Here is a 16,729-nt window from a genome sequence, read left to right on the forward strand (position 1 = left end):
GACGGTTTGAAGTGTTGTGTTGTAATTGTGGCGATTATAGCAATTTAGTCAGTCGGTGTGCTTGTTAATACATGAAATTCAAATGACGGCAGGGTGTGTGCTTCATTTTTATGCAGTTTCAGTGTCGGTATTTTGAGGCTGAAGAGGATGGTGCCCGATGTGTTATAATCCATGACCAAACATAATTCAGAAAGGAACAATATCATGCGCTTGCTTCATACTATGCTGCGTGTCGGCAATCTCGAACGCTCTTTGAATTTCTATCAAAACGTATTGAATATGCAACTGCTGCGCCGCCGCGATTATCCTGAAGGCCGTTTTACTTTGGCTTTTGTTGGTTATGGTGATGAGGCGGACCATACTGTTTTGGAACTGACCCACAACTGGGATACCGAGTCTTATGACTTGGGCAATGCTTACGGCCATATCGCGATTGAAGTCGATGATGCTTATGCGGCGTGTGAACGTGTCAAAGAGATGGGCGGCAAAGTGGTACGCGAAGCAGGCCCGATGAAACACGGCACGACTGTGATTGCGTTTGTTGAAGATCCGGATGGCTACAAAATTGAATTTATTCAAAAGAAAAGCGGTAGCGATTCGGTGCAATATTCATCTTAAGACATAAGATAATGGAAAAGGCCGTCTGAACATTCAGACGGCCTTTTGTTTGATCAGCCCAACTGTTTTTGCTTTTCGCTCAACAGGGCGTGTACGTGAAGCGCGGTAGCGTAGCGGTCTTCTCCCGCTTCAATCGGATCGAGGAAATGCAGCTCGACCGTGCTGGAAGGTTGGCTGATGACCATGCAGATGGATTGCCAGAGGCTGATGTCGCCGTAGTAGGCAGTGTGCGGATTGGGGCTGCTGCCGTCCGGATTCGGATAGCGGCAGAGTGCAGGAATAATCGGTACGCCTGCATCATAGGCCGTCTGAAAAAAGCTGGGTTTGAACGGCAGGATTTCACGGCCTTCGGTACTGGTGCCTTCGGGGAAAATGGTAACAGTATCGCCGTTTTTCAGTGCTTCGGTCACGCCTGCGATTTTGGCGGAGTTGCCTTTGATGCCGCGGTTGCGCGAGACGTAAACCGTTTGTGCCTGCGTGGCGAGATAACCGACCACCGGCCATTTGGCCACATCGTCTTTAGCCACGAAACGGCCGGGAAATGCGCCGTTGACCGCCATAATGTCTAACCATGAAATATGGTTGCTGATAAGCATTTGGCCGCGGCCTTCTTGCGGCGGCGTGCCGAAAGTTTGCAGTTTCATGCCGCAGGAAGCGAGCACGCGCAGCGACCATAATTGAATCGCGCGCAGTTTGCGTTTGCTGCTGTAAAAGGGAAACAGAAAAAACATTTCGGCCATGCCGTACAAAAGGCAGCCGGCAATGCAGAGAAGACGGAAGATAAAACGGATTTTGGCGGTCATTGTGTGTGTTTTTTTATAAAGATTAGGCAGGCCGTCTGAAGTTTCAGACGGCCTTTTATTATGAATCGGTTTTAGGGGCAAAACGCTGCAAGTAGCGGTCGGAAAGGTGGTTGATGTCCATCATGATCAGCACATCCGCGCAGTTGAATGCTTCATCGACGCAAGGCTCGCCGCAGAACCACGCGCCTGCTTTGAGATAGCCTTTGATCAGGGCAGGTACGGGCGGATTTTCAGACGGCGTGATGCTGTCCCATTTGAGCGGGTTGAGCGGTTTGACGCGCCATTGTTCCGGAGCGAGGTATTTGTCTTTCAAAGCATGATACAGACCGGCCGCATCGTTGCCGCCGTCGCGCATTTCGATACTGCCGCAACCAATCATAAAGCGCAGGTTTTCGTCTTTCATGAATTTGACCAAACCGGTCCACAACAGCATGACCAAACCGCCGTTGCGGTAGTCCGGGTGGGTACAGGCGCGGCCGAGTTCGACGGTTTGCGGCAGGATATCTTTTAAAGGCTCAAGGTCGAATTCATGCTCGCTGTACCAGCCGCCGACTTTTTTTGCGGTTTCTTCGGTAATCAGGCGGTAACAGCCGATTACCTCGCCGGTTGCATCGTCAAACGCGAGCAGGTGGTGGCAATGCTCATCATAAGGATCGACATCGCGGCCGTCATCGCTTTCGATTTCCGCCCCCAGTTCTTGGGCAAAAACCTGATAGCGCAATCTTTGGGCGGCTTCGATTTCAGCTTGGGTTTCTGCAAGGCGTACGCTCAGGCCGATTTTGGGGCCCGTTTGATTGAAACGGCTGGGGGACATGATGTTTCCTGTTTGAAGAAAATGGCTGATTATAGCGGATATACGGACAGATTTATATTGATTTGCTTTGCGGTAGGGCAAATTATGTCGGGTTGTTGGAAAAAGGCTTCAGGCCGTCTGAATTTGGCATGCCAAGCGGTAGAAGCGTAAAATCAATGTTTTTGCCGCTTTTTTATTATGGAAACCTCTTTCCTGCTTGCCGGAAAAATTACCGAGCTGACGTTGATTGTTTTGATGGGCGTGGCCTTGGTGAAGGCAGGGCTGTTGAAATCGGAAAACAGCTATACGCTCTCGGTCATCGCGCTTTACCTGATCAGCCCGTCCGTCATGATTCATGCTTTTCAGATGGACAATATGCCGCAGATTATCGAAGGGCTGAAGCTTTCCGTCATGCTGGCAGTGTTTTTCCATGTGGTGTTGATTGTTTTGGGCAGGTTGTTTAAACACTTGTTCAAACTCGATGCGCTCGAACACGCAGCGACGGTGTACAGCAATTCGGGCAACCTGATTATCCCTTTGGTAATGTCGGTCTTTGGGCCGGAATGGGTGATTTACACCAGCGGTTTTATCATGGTGCAGACGTTTTTGTTTTGGACGCATCTGCGCCTGTTGATTTGCGGTCGAGGCAATGTGGCTTGGAAAACCATTTTTACCAATATCAACATCTTATCCATGTTGGTCGGGCTGCTGATGTTTGCCTTTCAAATCAAGCTGCCTCATATTGTCGATAATACTTTGGCGACGGTGGGCAGTATGATTGGCCCAGTTGCCATGTTGGTGGCGGGCATGCTGCTGGCCTCTTTGCCGTTGCGTTCGATTGTGTGGACACCGAGGCTTTATCTCGTTGCTTTTTTAAGGTTGATTTTGATTCCGATATTATTGCTTTTTGCCGTCAAAGTCTGTGGTTTTGCCCATCATGATGCGCATGCGGATACGGTTGTTTTGATCAGCTTTTTGGCAACGACTTCGCCTGCCGCTTCGACAGTTACCCAAATGGCGGTTGTTTACGGCAAAAATGCCCAAAAAGCCAGCGCGATTTATGGGCTGACGACCTTACTTTGTGTGGTAACTATGCCGGTGATGATTGCGTTATATCGTTGGATTATTTAAGAAAAGGGTAGGCTGTCTGAAACGTTAGCCTTATGTTTCAGGCGGCCTGTTTGTTATTTTAAATTTGAAAATAACTTTTATTATCAATTAATTAAGCAATTAAAAAACTATACAAAGCCGTTTGCAGCGTGTATCCTTATGTCTAACATTCATCCAATATCAATCTTTAAAGGAGCACAGCCATGACCGACTTTACCGTTTGGGAAACCGCACCTTTCAATTCCACCATTGACCATATTTTGCAGCGTTACCACAATGTCCACCGCGCCCAGTTTGAAGAGTTGGTTCCGCTGGCGCAAAAAGTGGCGCAGGTTCATGCCGACACTTTCCCTGCCGAAGTGCCTGATTTGTTGGCCTATATGCAAAACGAGCTGTTGATGCACATGATGAAAGAGGAACGCATGTTGTTCCCGATGATTAATCAGGGTGTGGGTCGCGGCGCAGCCATGCCCATCAGCGTGATGATGCATGAACACGAAGACCACGATCAGGCCATCGCGCGCTTGGAAGAATTGACCAATAATTTTGAGCTTCCCGAAGGCGCTTGCGGCAGCTGGACCCGTTTGTACACTTTGGCCAAAGAGATGGTGGACGATTTGAAAGACCATATCCATTTGGAAAATGAGATTTTGTTCCACCGCGTTTTGGCTTCTTAAAATTTGAGCTTAATCAAGGCCGTCTGAATGTTCAGACGGCCTGTTCTTTAATCCCTTGCTAAGTTAGTATAATAGTTCTAAAATTTTAATAAAGAAACAAAATTAGGTAGTAAAGGCACACATCCGTTCTTTTGTTTACTTGAGAAGGAGTTTATGAATGAAACATTCTAAAGTTTTACTATCGGGTATTCTGTTTGTTGCTCTGACTGCGTGCGCCCAAACGATGGACGGCAGCTGGAGCGCCCTGCAGGATACGAAAACAGGCGTGCAGTCGCGACCTTATTATGAATTTGGCAATGTACTTCAGAAGATTTCTTTTAAGAAAACCGGCAATCCGGAAAATGGTCTGAAAAAGCCTGTCTTGACTGTGTATCGTCAGGGCAAGCTGTTGGGCGAAGCATATAATTTGGAAGCCTCTCATGGCAGCCCCTTGTTGCCAACCCTGTTTCTGGTAAACGGCAAGTCATTAAATGTAAATGACGGCAACGATAAAAAACAATTGGCTTCTGCGAAGAGAATCGATTTTTACGATTTCGGCCACGGCCGTATCGGCCATGCAGTCTTTACCGCGCCTAACGGCATCTGTCAGGATATGAAACACGGCAAAGGTGTTTCCTACAAGCTGGTTACCAACTATGTTAATTTTCCGGATTATCCTTCGCCTGAAAATATCTTGATTATCACTGCGCAAGGCAAATATGAGCAAGACGGGTTTATATTGGATTCCACTGAGTCAAGAGTGACCAGTGCCAATAAAGAGTTTGCCAGAAAATATGGCGAAGCCCTGAAATCCAAGAATGGCCCTGAGACCAGACAGGTAAATATGGCCAATGCAGCCAGTGCGGAAAAAGGCAGACTGTTGGCTGATTATATCTGTCAGTAATCATATTAAAGGCCGTCTGAAATTCAGACGGCCTTTTTGAATCATGAATGCATCTCTTGTTCAAATGACAGCAGAATCTGTTTTACTTCATCCGCTTCTTTGACGGCGCGGATGCGGTCAAACAATACCTGCGCTTGTTCAAACTCTTTTTTCATCATGCCCAGCCACTGTTTCAAACGGGCAACCGGATATTTGTTGTTGGCTTCTTTGGCAAGGCACAAGTCGAAGAACTGGACTATCCATGAGGAGACTTCGGCAAAGTCGGTGTCTTTGACTGTTTCGCCGTTTTCATATTGCTTGATTTGCCGCGCCAAGTCGGGACGGATAACTGCGCCGCGCCCGAGCATCACGCTGTCGCATCCGCTGACGGTTTTAATGTCGAGATAGTCTTGAAGGCTGAATACATCGCCGTTGGCAGTAACGGGAATACTGACTGCATCGCGGATTTTGCGCACCCATTCCCAATGTGCCGGCGGTTCGTAGCCTTCGACTTTGGTGCGCGCATGGACGGTTAATGCACATGCGCCGCCGTTTTCAATCGCGGAAGCACATTCCAATGCCAGACTTTTATCTTCATAACCGAGCCGCATCTTGGCAGTCAGCGGAATGTGTTGCGGAAGGCGTTGGCGCAGGGTGCGGACGATGTGGTAAATCAAGTCGGGCTCTTTGAGTAAGACTGCACCGCCTTTGTGTTTGTTGACCGTCGGCGCGGGGCAGCCGAAGTTGAGGTCGATTTTGTCCGCACCGAAACGCACGGCTTCCAAAGCATTGACGGCCATGTTTTCCGCATCGCTGCCCAAAAGTTGGACAGTACAGGGCGTGCCGGCCGGCGTGCGGTTGGCATGGGCGATTTCGGGAACATATTTAAGCCAAGTGGCGCGTGAGTGGACCGTGTGCGTAATGCGGACAAATTCGCTGACGCATTCGTCAAATCCGCCGATGCGCGTCAACAAGTCGCGCATCACATCGTCCACCAGCCCCTGCATGGGGGCAAGAATAAGCTGCATGAGTCAGGCCGTCTGAAAAAAGGAGGACATATTGTAGCGGTATATCGGTTAAAATACAGCTTCCTTTTTCAGACGGCCTTTTTATGATGCACACAATTCCGGCAACCGCCGCCATGTTGGTAAAAAATTCAGAACGTTATCTTTCAGAAGTTTTGAGTGCGCTGAAAGACTTTGACGAAGTCCTGTTGTTGGACAACGGCTCGACCGACCGTACTTTTGAAATTGCCAAAGGTTTTCCCAATGTCAGCTATTACAAGCATGACTTTATCGGGTTTGGCCCGATGAAAAATCTGGCGGCCAGACTGGCGCAAAACGATTGGATTTTCAGCATAGACAGCGATGAAGTGGCGGATGAGGTTTTAATCGAAGCCATTCGTGCGGCCGTTTTGGAAAATGAGAAGGAACATATTTTTTCGCTTTCTCGTTTGAACCATTACCACGGCCGCTTGATTAAAGGCTGCGGCTGGTATCCGGATATTATTCCGCGCCTTTATCATCGCAGATTTACCCGTTTTTCCGACCGCCAGGTGCATGAGTCTTTGGTGTTGCCACAGGAAGCCAAGATGAAACAACTCGATGGCCGTCTGAAACATTATTCTTTTGAAAACGCCGAAGGGCTGATTCAAAAAATGCAGCAGTACAGCTCGCTGTATGCGGAAGAAAACCGCTTTAAGAAAGACAGTTCTCCGTTTAAGGCTTTGCTGCATGGCGGCGTATCGTTTGTGAAGAACTATCTGCTTAAGCGCGGTTTTGCCTATGGGGCGGACGGGCTGACGATTTCGGTGTCCAACGCGCAAGGTTCGTATTACAAATATGTCAAACTTTACGAGCGCAACCGCACGATAACCGTCTCCCTCATCATCACTACCTATAATCGTCCCGATGCTCTGGAGCTGGTGTTGAAATCGGCTTTATCGCAAACCCGTCTGCCGGATGAGATTATTGTCGCGGATGACGGCTCAAGGCAGGAAACTGCCGAAGTGGTTGATTTTATCCGCCGTAGGACAAGTATTCCCGTTAAGCATTCATGGCAGCCGGATAGAGGCTTTCGTGCCGCCGAATCGCGCAACTGTGCGCTGGCGCAGGCGAAAAGCGATTATATTGTGTTGATTGACGGCGATATGATCTTGGATCCGTCTTTTATCGCCGATCATTTGAAGATTGCCCGCAAAGGCCGTCTGATACAGGGTTCTCGCGTGATTTTGACTGAGGATAAAACGCAGGATATTTTGGACGAAGGCGATTTGCCTGCTTTGTCTATGTTCAGCTCGGGGATAGAAAAACGGCTATCAGCCCTGCGCTGTCGTTGTTTGGCCAAATTGGCAGGCCGAAAAGGCAACCGCAAACACAAAGGTATCAAAACTTGCAATATGGGCTTTTTCCGCAGCGATGCGCTTGCCGTTAACGGGTTTGACAATAGCTTTGTCGGCTGGGGCAGGGAAGACAGCGAATTTGTCGCCCGTTGCTATCATAACGGGATGAAACGCCATAATTTGAAATTTGCCGGCATTGCGTATCACCTCTGGCACAATGAGGCAGAACGCGATTCCTTGCCACAAAACGATGCCTTGTTGGAGGCAACTTTGTCGGAACGCAAAATCCGCTGTGTTCATGGCGTATCGGATTTTATAAAAGATGAAGAAGTAGCCGGAAAATAGCCTTATCATCTTTTTAAATCATAGAGGCCGTCTGAAAATTTTCAGACGGCCTCTTTTGTATTTTTAAAAACCTAGCGCTTAAATGAGAATATTATTTATTTGATGTAGATCAGTATGTATAATTAGGTAAAGTATGGTTAGGGAAGAGGGTTTACTCTATAATCCAACCGTTTGTAATTTTATTTCGGCGAAGGCCGGATTTTGGGAGTTGTTATGTCAACTATGTTTTTTATCCAGTTTGCCGTCGTGCTGCTGTGTATCCTGATTGGTGCGCAGGTTGGCGGTATTGGTTTGGGCGTGCTCGGCGGTATCGGCTTGGCTGTATTGTCTTTTGGTTTCCATCTTCAACCGACCAGCCCGCCGATTGATGTGATGCTGATGATTATGGCGGTAGTGTCTGCCGCGGCGGCCATGCAGGCCAGCGGCGGTTTGGACTATATGATTAAGATTGCCACGCGCGTGTTGCACCGCAATCCGAAATACATCACCTTTATCGCGCCGGCGGTAACTTACACCTTTACCGTCTTGGCAGGTACAGGCCATGTGGCTTACTCAGTCTTGCCCGTGATTGCCGAAGTCAGTCGTCGCAATGGCATCCGTCCTTCCCGTCCGCTGACGATGGCGGTTATCGCTTCCCAATTTGCGATTGTCGCCAGCCCGATTGCCGCCGCCGTTGTTGCCTGCGTTACCATGCTTGAGCCGCAACACATCACGATGGCGGACGTGTTGAAAGTTACCGTTCCGTCCACGATTTTGGGTATCGGTTTGGCTTGCGTGTTTGTAAACAAACTGGGCAAAGAATTGAAAGACGATCCGCATTATCAGGCTTTGCTGAAAGACCCGAACTATGTGAAAGAATACATTGATGTGGAGGAGCAAAAAACCGATGTCACTATTTCGCCGAAAGCCAAATTGTCGGTCGGTATTTTCTTGACTGCGGCATTGCTGGTGGTAGTAATGGGTGCGCTGCCTGAGCTGCGTCCGGCTTTTGAACACGATGGCGCGATCAAGCCTATGGGCATGGCGCATACGATTGAAATTGTGATGTTGTCTGCTTCTGCGCTGATTATTTTGGCGTGTAAACCCAATGGCGATGCGATTACCCGAGGTTCGGTATTCCATGCCGGTATGCGAGCCGTGATTGCGGTGTTTGGCGTGGCTTGGTTGGGCGATACCTTGATGAACGGCCACTTAACAGAAGTGGAATCGACCGTCAGCCATTTGGTTGAATCTGCACCATGGACCTTTGCCTTTGCCCTGTTTGTCTTGTCGGTATTGGTCAACAGCCAAGGCGCGACAGTGGCGACGCTATTTCCAATCGCCATCAAACTGGGTATTCCAGCGCCCATCATCATCGGTACATTTGTTGCGGTAAACGGCTATTTCTTCATTCCGAACTACGGTCCGATTATTGCCGCTATCGACTTTGATACAACCGGCTCAACCAAAATCGGCAAATTTATCTTCAACCACAGCTTCATGATTCCGGGCCTGTTGAGCATGGCATTCAGCTTAGCCATCGGTTTGTTGTTGGTTCAACTGTATTATTGATGGAGTGAAAAATAAAGGCCGTCTGAAATTAAATTTCAGACGGCCTTTTTGATATTGTTATTTGAGAGCTTAATTGCAGTATTTATTGACGTCGTTTTGGTATTGCTTAATCAGGCTGTCGCGATTGGCCAAGCGTGCGCTTTCGGCGACTTGGCGGTTGATTTTGGCGATTTTGCAGTTTTCCAGCTTGTTTTGGCGGTTTTGCTCTTCGATTTTTTTATTGCGCTCTTCGATTTGTTTGTTTTGTTCCGCGACCTGTTCGTTGGGTTGCTCGGCAACCGGCTCAGATGCCGCAACAGCAGGCGCAACGGCAGGTTTGACGTTGTGTGTGCGGATGTTGACCACGCCGGAACGCTTGGGTTGCAGACGGTTTGGCGTATCGGAATAGCTGTTGCCCGACGCGCCTTTCCAAGTGTAAACCTCGGCCGCGCCGGTCAGGGCGGCGGAAGAGAGAAGGGCTGCTATCAGACAGGTTTTGAGTACGGAAGATTTCATGGGTTTCCCTTATGTAAATGATGTTCTCATCCGACCTATTTTACTTGAAACTGCAATGCGTTGGCATATTTTTGTACTGCGGATCAAATCATGTAAAAAAATAACGTTAAAACATGTATTGCCAATGTTAGCATCAAGCCGGTGTGATATAATGCCGTGCATCTTGCACAAACTGAAAGACCGAGCATCATGCGTATTGTAGAAAAAGCCTATACTTTCGACGACGTTTTGTTGGTTCCAGCGCACTCAAACGTGCTGCCTCGAGATGTCAAACTTCAAACCAAACTCACCCGCGATATCTCGCTCAACCTCCCTCTACTTTCTGCTGCAATGGATACCGTTACCGAAGCGCGTCTGGCCATCTCTATGGCTCAAGAAGGCGGCATCGGCATTATCCATAAAAACATGACGCCGGAGTTGCAAGCGCGTGCCGTTTCCAAAGTGAAGCGCCATGAGAGCGGCGTGGTGAAAGATCCCGTTACCGTTGCGCCGACCGCATTGATCCGCGAAGTCTTGGAAATGCGCGCACAACGCAAACGCAAAATGTCCGGTCTGCCTGTTGTTGAAAACGGCAAAGTGGTCGGTATCGTGACCAACCGCGACCTGCGTTTTGAAAACCGTGTCGATCTGCCGGTTTCTGCCATCATGACCCCCCGCGATCGTTTGGTTACCGTTCCCGAAGGTACCAGCATTGATGAAGCCCGCGAAATCATGCATGCGCACAAAGTTGAGCGCGTTTTGGTGTTGAACGACCAAGACGAACTCAAAGGTCTGATTACAGTTAAAGATATTCTGAAAACAACCGAATTCCCTAATGCCAACAAAGATGCCGAAGGCCGTCTGCGCGTTGGTGCCGCGGTGGGTACCGGCGGCGATACCGAAGAGCGAGTCAAAGCATTGGTAGAAGCAGGCGTGGACGTGATTGTGGTCGATACTGCCCACGGTCATAGCCAAGGCGTTATCGATCGCGTGCGCTGGGTAAAAGAAACCTATCCGCACATCCAAGTCATCGGCGGCAACATCGCGACTGCTAAAGCCGCTTTGGATTTGGTGGCCGCAGGTGCGGATGCCGTTAAAGTCGGTATCGGCCCGGGCTCGATTTGTACGACCCGTATCGTGGCAGGCGTGGGCGTGCCTCAACTGACTGCGATTCACAATGTTTCCGAAGCACTGAAAGGTACAGGCGTTCCCCTGATTGCCGACGGCGGTATCCGCTTCTCCGGCGATATTGCCAAAGCTCTGGCAGCAGGTGCATACAGCGTCATGCTCGGCGGTATGTTTGCCGGTACGGAAGAAGCACCGGGCGAAATCGAACTCTACCAAGGCCGCTCTTACAAGTCTTACCGCGGCATGGGTTCGTTGGGTGCGATGAGCCAAGGTTCTGCCGACCGCTACTTCCAAGACAAAACCGACAGCACAGACAAATATGTTCCTGAAGGCATCGAAGGCCGCGTTCCTTACAAAGGCCCGATTGTGAACATCATCCACCAGCTGACCGGCGGTCTGCGCTCCAGCATGGGTTACTTGGGTTGTGCCAATATTGCTGAAATGCACGAGAAAGCAGAATTTGTGGAAATCACTTCTGCCGGTATGAGCGAATCCCACGTTCACGACGTACAAATCACTAAAGAAGCGCCTAACTACCATCGTTAACCCACTATAAAAAGGTCGTCTGAAAATATTTCAGACGGCCTTTCTGTTTTTATAAGGTTTTAAAAATGAAGCAAATATTGTTTGCCGCCGTTTAGCCTGGTGTTTCAGGTTGGGTATTTGCAGAATTTGCCGAATAATTGGGAAGACGAACGCTTCATGCGCTGAAATGACATGTATCAACTAGTACGTTTTGAACTGAGAGATTAAACCGAGTTTCAGACGGCCTTTTAAAAATCGTATTACAATAAGCCAAAATTAAAAACACATTTCATTATGTCCAAAAAAATCCTGATTATTACCCCAAGCTGGATTGGCGACTGCGTCATGACCCAACCGCTTTATCGCCGTTTGCATGAGCTGCATCCCGGCTGCACTATTGATGCTTTTGCGCCCAAATGGTCGATGGCCGTATTTGAGCGTATGCCTGAAATTAGCCGTGTGATGGAAAACCCGTTTGGACATGGTGCGTTGGAATTGAAAAAACGCTGGCATATCGGTCGCGAATTGGGAAAAGAAGGCTATGATCAAGTGATTGTTTTGCCCGGTTCGCTCAAATCCGCCATTATTGCCTTGGCTACGGGCATCAAGCAACGTACGGGCTACGTCGGCGAGTCGCGCTATTTTTTACTGAACGATATCCGCAAGTTGGATAAGGTCGCGTTGCCCCTGATGGTCGACCGCTATACTGCGCTGGCGCATCCGACCCAAGCGGATTTTAACGGGCATTCCGATAATCCGTGTTTTAAGATTGATCCCGAAAGCCGTCAAGCCGCTTTGGCAAAACATGGTTTGGCGACGGATAAGCCGATTTTGGCATTTTGTCCCGGTGCGGAGTATGGCCCGGCCAAGCGTTGGCCTGCGCGTCATTTTGCCGAACTCGGTCGCCGATATTTGGCAGAGGGTTGGCAGGTTTGGCTGTTTGGTTCGCAAAAAGATTTTGATATTGCAGATGAAATCAACCGACTTTCAGACGGCCTTTGCACCAATCTTTGTGGCAAAACCAATCTTTCTGAAGCCATTGATTTGTTGTCTTGCGCCGATACGGTTGTGTGCAACGACAGCGGTCTGATGCACCTTGCGGCCGCGCTTGATCGGAAATTGGTTGCGGTTTACGGCTCATCCAGCCCTGACCATACGCCGCCTCTCAGCCAAAAGGCAAAAATCGTCAGCTTGAATTTGGATTGTTCACCTTGTTTCAAACGTGAATGTCCGTTGGGGCATACGGATTGTTTGAACAAGCTGACGCCGGATATGGTGCAAAAAGCAGCGGAAGCGCTGGCTCGTTCGGCGTAATCTAATAAAGGTTAGATGGAAAACAGTAAAGGACAGATTTGAGTCTGTCTTTTTAATCTTTCGTTTCTTTTATTTTTTAACAAAAGGCCGTCTGAAAATCATATTTCAGACGGCCTTTTTTGGTTTGAAATCAATACATCTGATTATTTTTGATGCAGATTATAAACGTATTCTACTTCTTCGCGGCTGCCCATGAATACGGCAACACGTTGGTGCAGGCCGGTAGGTTGGATGTCGAGCATGGCTTCGATGGCGTTGTTTGATGCGCCGCCGGCTTGTTCCATAATCAGGCTCATCGGGTTGGCTTCGTACATCAGGCGCAGTTTGCCCGGTTTGGATGGGTCGCGTTTGTCTTGCGGATACATGAATACGCCGCCGCGCATCAGGATGCGGTGGATTTCGGCAACCATGCTGGCTACCCAGCGCATATTGTAGTTTTTGCCGCGTACGCCGGTTTCGCCTGCCAGTAGTTCGTCAATGTATTGTTGAACAGGAGCGAACCAATGTCTTTGATTGGACATATTGATGGCGAATTCTTTAGTGGATTCTGGAACACGCGGATTTTCTTTGGTCAGCAGGAATTGGTTGGCATCGTCCAGAGTGAAGACGAACACGCCGTGACCGACAGTCAGTACCAGTTGGGTTTGCGGACCGTATAAAACATAACCTGCGGCCACTTGGTCGCGGCCTTTTTGCAGGAAAGACTCGGTAGTCAATGCACCTTCAGGTTTCGCCAAGATGGAGAAGATGGTGCCGACGGAGATGTTGACGTCGATATTGGAAGAGCCGTCCAGCGGATCAAACAATACCAAATAGCCGCCGTTTTCGTGCGTGGCGACATAGGTGTCTTCTTCTTCGCTGGCAAGACCGGCGATGTTGGCATTGGCTTTTAAAACATCAATCATGATATTGTTGGCGATGACATCGAGTTTCTTTTGGTCTTCGCCTTGGATGTTGCCGGTACCTGCCATACCCAAAACGCCGGAAAGCGCGCCGAGGCGGACTTTGGCGTTGATATCCAAACAGGCGGCGGCTACGGATTCCAATACGCTGGCCAGCTCTTGCGGCAGTTTGTGTTCGGGCAGGTGGTGGGCTAAGAATTGGTTCAATGTCTTCATGGTTTCACTCTTTTCCTAAGTTTGAATCGAATATTTTTCAATTTCAGGCCGTCTGAAAACGGCGTGTTCATTTGGTTTTGCTGTCAGCCATGCCTAAAACTTCTTTAGTACAGGCGATGCTGGTTTCTTTGATGCGTTTTTTCAGCTCGTCGCTCATGGAGTCGCTGCCGCCCAAAAGCGATGTCGCTTCTTCAGGATTGATTTGGTCGACTGTTTTTTCGCCGATGCAGCGGCAGATTTTTTTAGTGGTCGCGGAATCAAACGGGCTTTTTCCGGAAGCTTTTTCTACGCAGGCTTCGGTTGCCGAGCGGACAAATTCGGTGCGGAAACTTTGGGTAAATTCTTCTTTAAATTCGTTTTTTACAGATTCGCTGCACGCGCAAAGTAGGAGCGTGCAGGCTAGGGGTGTGCGTATATTCATGAGTGGACGGTCGTTAATTGTTATGTTGTGAATTGTAGTGGAAAAAGGCTTAAGTATAAAGGGTTAAGGCCGTCTGAGCAGGTCTGGCAGAAAAATTGAAGCTCTTGGATATGCATTTAGACGGCAGCGTTTATTTCGTTTTGCTTTCTAATACATAATGCGCGCCGGCATCTTGCGCCAAAATTTTGGCAAGTTCGGGCAGATTGTTTTGCAGTTGTTCGGCAAGCATATAGGGCGGGTTGATGACGAACATGCCGCTGCCGTGCATACCGAAGCCGTTGCTGCTCGGCGTATGGACATGAAGCTCGGCATGCAGATAATTGTCGGGAACGATTTTTTTGAGTTCGTCCGGCAGTTTGCGGCTTTCTTCGTGGCTCAGGCAGGGATACCAAACCATGTAGCAGCCGGTTTCAAAGCGTTTCAAGGCATCTTTCAAGACTTGGACGACACGGCGGTAGTCTTGTTTTTCTTCGTAGGGCGGATCAATCAAGACGGCGGCACGGCGGGGCGGAGGAGGCAAGAGTGAAATCAGGCCTTGATAACCGTCCGCTTGGCTGACCTGCACTTTACGCGCAGGGCGGACTTCGCGCATATTGTTTTGCAAGTGGACAAAATCGGCAGGGTGCAGCTCAAAGAGGCGCATTTTGTCGCTGTCGCGCGTGAGCGCCTGTGCCAGCCAAGGAGAGCCGCAGTAAAGGTTGTCTTGCGGCAGTATTTGTTTCAGACGGCCTACAAATTCGGCCAATTCGGCAGGCAGCTTGTCAGCTTGTTCCAAGAGCGCAATGCCTTGTTTGTATTCGCCGACTTTTTGCGCTTCATCGCCGCTCAAGTCATACAAACCGGCACCGCTATGCGTATCGATATACCAATAGGGCTTGTCTTTGCGGTTGAAATATTCGAGGACGAGGAAGAGGGTAAAGTGCTTGAGCATATCGGCATGGTTGCCGGCATGGAAGGCGTGGCGGTAGCTGAGCATGATCGGGCTGCGGAAATAAAAATCCGATTATACCCCAAACCATCTCCATCACCGCTTTCAGACGGCCTTTGTGCCTGGAAAATGCTACAATATCCGCCTTATCGTACCATCGGAAAGAAGACATCATGTTTACAGGCATCGTACAAGGCATGGGCAAAATTACAGACATCGCCCAACCTTCGCCCGACTTTCGTACCCACACTGTCGAGCTGCCCCCCGAAATCGCCGACAATCTGCAAACCGGCGCCTCTGTCGCCAACAACGGCTGCTGCCTGACCATTACCCGAATCGACGGCAACAAAGTTAGCTTTGATTTGATGGACGAGACCTTACGTAAAACCAATCTCGGCAGCTTGAAAGTCGGCGACAGTGTCAATTTGGAACGCGCGGCGCGGTTTGGTGATGAAATCGGCGGCCATGTGATGAGCGGCCATGTGATGGCGGTTACCCGAATTTCCCGAATTGAATCAAGCGAGTTCAACCGTACAGTTTGGTTTGAGCTGCCGGAAAACCTCAAGCCCTACATCCTGACCAAAGGCTTTGTCGGTTTGGACGGTTGCAGCCTGACCATAGGCGAAGTCAGCGACAGCGAATTTTGTGTACACCTGATTCCGGAGACTTTGGAGCGTACCCTGTTTGGCAGCCGCAAAGAAGGCGACCTCATCAATATTGAAATCGATCCGCAAACCCAAGCCGTTGTCGATACCGTGATGCGTGTATTGGCACAAAAGGCCGTCTGAAAAAAAGAAAGCCGAAATGAAATTATCCAATTTTTTGAAAAAAGCGAATTCCGTTTTAAACCGTCTGGATTTAATCCTGCCTGACGAAGCCGGTAAAACCGACTGGCGCGCTTTGGCCTACCGTTGGCACAGCGTGGGCAAAAAAGGCATTTTGGAAAGCCTGCCACGTCCGCATACGTTTCCTTTGAGCAGATTGGCGGCAGTCGGTTCGCAAACCGACAGGCTGAAACGCAATACCGAGCAATTTTTGGCAGGTCGTCCGGCAAATAATGTCTTGATGACCGGCGCGCGCGGTACGGGGAAATCCTCCTTGGTTAAAGCGTTGTTGCACGAATACGCTGAGCGTGGCCTGCGACTGATTGAAGTGGACAAAAGCGATTTGATCAGTCTGCCGGCTTTGTTGACGTTGTTGTCCGAGCGCCCTGAGAAGTTTATCGTTTTCTGCGATGATTTGTCGTTTGAAACCGGCGATGAGACCTATAAAGCCCTGAAAACTGCTTTAGACGGTGGACTGTCGCAACGTTGCACCAATGTTTTGGTTTATGCCACTTCCAACCGTCGTCATTTAATTCCAGAATACATGGATGAAAACGGCGGTACTACGGGCATTCGCGGCGAAATTCATCAGAAAGAGGCTGTTGAGGAGAAAATTTCCCTTTCCGACCGCTTCGGCTTATGGCTGAGTTTTTATCCTTTCGACCAAAACGATTATCTGACCGCTGTTGCCAACTGGTTGGACGATTTCAATGTGCCTTTTGACGATACGGCGCGCCAAGCCGCGTTGCAATGGGCGCAAATGCGCGGCAGCCGTTCGGGTCGTTCGGCATGGCAGTTTGCCTGCGACTGGGCAGGTCGGTTGCCGGAAGAAAGAGTGCTGGATTAAGGCTGAAAAAAGCAAAGGCCGTCTGAATATGGTTTCAGACGGCCTTCTTG

General features: G+C 49.3%; 17 protein-coding genes. 10 read left to right on the plus strand and 7 right to left on the minus strand.

Annotation, left to right across the window (positions count from 1 at the left end; translation table 11 throughout):
• Positions 1-204: 204 nt before the first annotated feature.
• Complete coding sequence (gene gloA, locus O3681_RS01145) at positions 205-618, plus strand: lactoylglutathione lyase (RefSeq protein ID WP_308881047.1); 414 nt, start codon at positions 205-207, stop codon at positions 616-618.
• A 53-nt stretch (positions 619-671) separates the two neighbouring features.
• Here gloA and O3681_RS01150 read toward each other — a convergent pair whose 3' ends face one another.
• Complete coding sequence (locus O3681_RS01150; RefSeq protein ID WP_049322297.1) at positions 672-1,421, minus strand: 1-acyl-sn-glycerol-3-phosphate acyltransferase; 750 nt, start codon at positions 1,419-1,421, stop codon at positions 672-674.
• A gap of 58 nt (positions 1,422-1,479) precedes the next feature.
• Positions 1,480-2,235 (minus strand): GNAT family N-acetyltransferase, encoded by a 756-nt coding sequence (locus tag O3681_RS01155; RefSeq protein WP_070625413.1) that lies wholly within the window; start codon positions 2,233-2,235, stop codon positions 1,480-1,482.
• A gap of 177 nt (positions 2,236-2,412) precedes the next feature.
• Here O3681_RS01155 and O3681_RS01160 point away from each other — a divergent pair, with 177 nt between their 5' ends.
• The 3 genes from O3681_RS01160 (at position 2,413) to O3681_RS01170 (ending at position 4,884) form a co-directional block, all read left to right on the plus strand.
• Complete coding sequence (locus O3681_RS01160; protein WP_107723108.1) at positions 2,413-3,345, plus strand: AEC family transporter; 933 nt, start codon at positions 2,413-2,415, stop codon at positions 3,343-3,345.
• Positions 3,346-3,527: 182 nt separating this feature from the next.
• Entirely contained in the window at positions 3,528-4,001 is a 474-nt protein-coding gene (gene dnrN / locus O3681_RS01165; RefSeq protein ID WP_107697094.1) for an iron-sulfur cluster repair protein DnrN, read from the plus strand.
• 157 nt (positions 4,002-4,158) lie between these two features.
• On the plus strand, positions 4,159-4,884 hold the full coding sequence (locus O3681_RS01170) for a hypothetical protein (protein ID WP_107723109.1): 726 nt from the start codon (positions 4,159-4,161) through the stop codon (positions 4,882-4,884).
• A 41-nt stretch (positions 4,885-4,925) separates the two neighbouring features.
• Here the strand turns inward: O3681_RS01170 and O3681_RS01175 are convergent, their stop codons facing one another.
• Positions 4,926-5,891, minus strand: a complete 966-nt coding sequence (locus tag O3681_RS01175) for a tRNA-dihydrouridine synthase (protein WP_107723110.1) — start codon at positions 5,889-5,891, stop codon at positions 4,926-4,928.
• An 83-nt stretch (positions 5,892-5,974) separates the two neighbouring features.
• Here O3681_RS01175 and O3681_RS01180 point away from each other — a divergent pair, with 83 nt between their 5' ends.
• Together O3681_RS01180 and O3681_RS01185 are read left to right on the plus strand one after the other, a co-directional pair.
• Positions 5,975-7,549, plus strand: a complete 1,575-nt coding sequence (locus O3681_RS01180) for a glycosyltransferase (RefSeq protein WP_371459091.1) — start codon at positions 5,975-5,977, stop codon at positions 7,547-7,549.
• A 222-nt stretch (positions 7,550-7,771) separates the two neighbouring features.
• The gene (locus tag O3681_RS01185) at positions 7,772-9,100 is read left to right on the plus strand and encodes an anaerobic C4-dicarboxylate transporter family protein (protein WP_371459465.1); all 1,329 of its coding nucleotides are present in this window, start codon (positions 7,772-7,774) and stop codon (positions 9,098-9,100) included.
• 69 nt (positions 9,101-9,169) lie between these two features.
• Here the strand turns inward: O3681_RS01185 and O3681_RS01190 are convergent, their stop codons facing one another.
• Positions 9,170-9,595 carry a DUF4124 domain-containing protein gene (locus O3681_RS01190; protein ID WP_049322303.1) on the minus strand — a complete coding sequence of 142 codons (426 nt, stop codon included), beginning with the start codon at positions 9,593-9,595 and terminating at the stop codon, positions 9,170-9,172.
• 189 nt (positions 9,596-9,784) lie between these two features.
• Between O3681_RS01190 and guaB the strand changes: the two genes are divergently transcribed.
• A complete protein-coding gene (gene guaB, locus O3681_RS01195; protein WP_107723113.1) occupies positions 9,785-11,248 on the plus strand; it encodes an IMP dehydrogenase in 1,464 nt (487 codons plus the stop codon).
• A 273-nt stretch (positions 11,249-11,521) separates the two neighbouring features.
• Positions 11,522-12,541: a lipopolysaccharide heptosyltransferase II gene (waaF, locus tag O3681_RS01200; RefSeq protein ID WP_107723114.1), complete on the plus strand. Its 1,020-nt coding sequence runs from the start codon at positions 11,522-11,524 to the stop codon at positions 12,539-12,541.
• A gap of 143 nt (positions 12,542-12,684) precedes the next feature.
• Here waaF and O3681_RS01205 read toward each other — a convergent pair whose 3' ends face one another.
• The 3 genes from O3681_RS01205 to O3681_RS01215 form a co-directional block, all read right to left on the minus strand.
• Positions 12,685-13,659 (minus strand): class 1 fructose-bisphosphatase, encoded by a 975-nt coding sequence (locus O3681_RS01205; RefSeq protein WP_107723115.1) that lies wholly within the window; start codon positions 13,657-13,659, stop codon positions 12,685-12,687.
• Positions 13,660-13,726: 67 nt separating this feature from the next.
• Positions 13,727-14,080, minus strand: a complete 354-nt coding sequence (locus O3681_RS01210; protein WP_371459092.1) for a hypothetical protein — start codon at positions 14,078-14,080, stop codon at positions 13,727-13,729.
• Between the two features lie 130 nt (positions 14,081-14,210).
• Complete coding sequence (locus O3681_RS01215) at positions 14,211-15,056, minus strand: 23S rRNA (adenine(2030)-N(6))-methyltransferase RlmJ (protein ID WP_371459093.1); 846 nt, start codon at positions 15,054-15,056, stop codon at positions 14,211-14,213.
• Positions 15,057-15,181: 125 nt separating this feature from the next.
• Here O3681_RS01215 and O3681_RS01220 point away from each other — a divergent pair, with 125 nt between their 5' ends.
• Both O3681_RS01220 and O3681_RS01225 read left to right on the plus strand, forming a co-directional pair.
• Complete coding sequence (locus O3681_RS01220) at positions 15,182-15,796, plus strand: riboflavin synthase (RefSeq protein ID WP_003683409.1); 615 nt, start codon at positions 15,182-15,184, stop codon at positions 15,794-15,796.
• A gap of 16 nt (positions 15,797-15,812) precedes the next feature.
• Positions 15,813-16,679, plus strand: coding sequence for an ATP-binding protein (locus O3681_RS01225; RefSeq protein WP_049329674.1), 867 nt, complete (start codon positions 15,813-15,815; stop codon positions 16,677-16,679).
• Positions 16,680-16,729: the final 50 nt, after the last annotated feature.

The organism is Neisseria sp. 27098_8_158, assembly GCF_041433145.1.
Lineage (GTDB): Bacteria > Pseudomonadota > Gammaproteobacteria > Burkholderiales > Neisseriaceae > Neisseria > Neisseria subflava_E.

Bases quoted from the DNA above. Each gene is read 5' to 3' on its own strand.
- gloA (WP_308881047.1), top strand. From the start codon at position 205: ATGCGCTTGCTTCATACTATGCTGCGTGTCGGCAATCTCGAACGCTCT.
- O3681_RS01150 (WP_049322297.1), bottom strand. From the start codon at position 1,421: ATGACCGCCAAAATCCGTTTTATCTTCCGTCTTCTCTGCATTGCCGGC.
- O3681_RS01155 (WP_070625413.1), bottom strand. From the start codon at position 2,235: ATGTCCCCCAGCCGTTTCAATCAAACGGGCCCCAAAATCGGCCTGAGC.
- O3681_RS01160 (WP_107723108.1), top strand. From the start codon at position 2,413: ATGGAAACCTCTTTCCTGCTTGCCGGAAAAATTACCGAGCTGACGTTG.
- dnrN (WP_107697094.1), top strand. From the start codon at position 3,528: ATGACCGACTTTACCGTTTGGGAAACCGCACCTTTCAATTCCACCATT.
- O3681_RS01170 (WP_107723109.1), top strand. From the start codon at position 4,159: ATGAAACATTCTAAAGTTTTACTATCGGGTATTCTGTTTGTTGCTCTG.
- O3681_RS01175 (WP_107723110.1), bottom strand. From the start codon at position 5,891: ATGCAGCTTATTCTTGCCCCCATGCAGGGGCTGGTGGACGATGTGATG.
- O3681_RS01180 (WP_371459091.1), top strand. From the start codon at position 5,975: ATGATGCACACAATTCCGGCAACCGCCGCCATGTTGGTAAAAAATTCA.
- O3681_RS01185 (WP_371459465.1), top strand. From the start codon at position 7,772: ATGTTTTTTATCCAGTTTGCCGTCGTGCTGCTGTGTATCCTGATTGGT.
- O3681_RS01190 (WP_049322303.1), bottom strand. From the start codon at position 9,595: ATGAAATCTTCCGTACTCAAAACCTGTCTGATAGCAGCCCTTCTCTCT.
- guaB (WP_107723113.1), top strand. From the start codon at position 9,785: ATGCGTATTGTAGAAAAAGCCTATACTTTCGACGACGTTTTGTTGGTT.
- waaF (WP_107723114.1), top strand. From the start codon at position 11,522: ATGTCCAAAAAAATCCTGATTATTACCCCAAGCTGGATTGGCGACTGC.
- O3681_RS01205 (WP_107723115.1), bottom strand. From the start codon at position 13,659: ATGAAGACATTGAACCAATTCTTAGCCCACCACCTGCCCGAACACAAA.
- O3681_RS01210 (WP_371459092.1), bottom strand. From the start codon at position 14,080: ATGAATATACGCACACCCCTAGCCTGCACGCTCCTACTTTGCGCGTGC.
- O3681_RS01215 (WP_371459093.1), bottom strand. From the start codon at position 15,056: ATGCTCAGCTACCGCCACGCCTTCCATGCCGGCAACCATGCCGATATG.
- O3681_RS01220 (WP_003683409.1), top strand. From the start codon at position 15,182: ATGTTTACAGGCATCGTACAAGGCATGGGCAAAATTACAGACATCGCC.
- O3681_RS01225 (WP_049329674.1), top strand. From the start codon at position 15,813: ATGAAATTATCCAATTTTTTGAAAAAAGCGAATTCCGTTTTAAACCGT.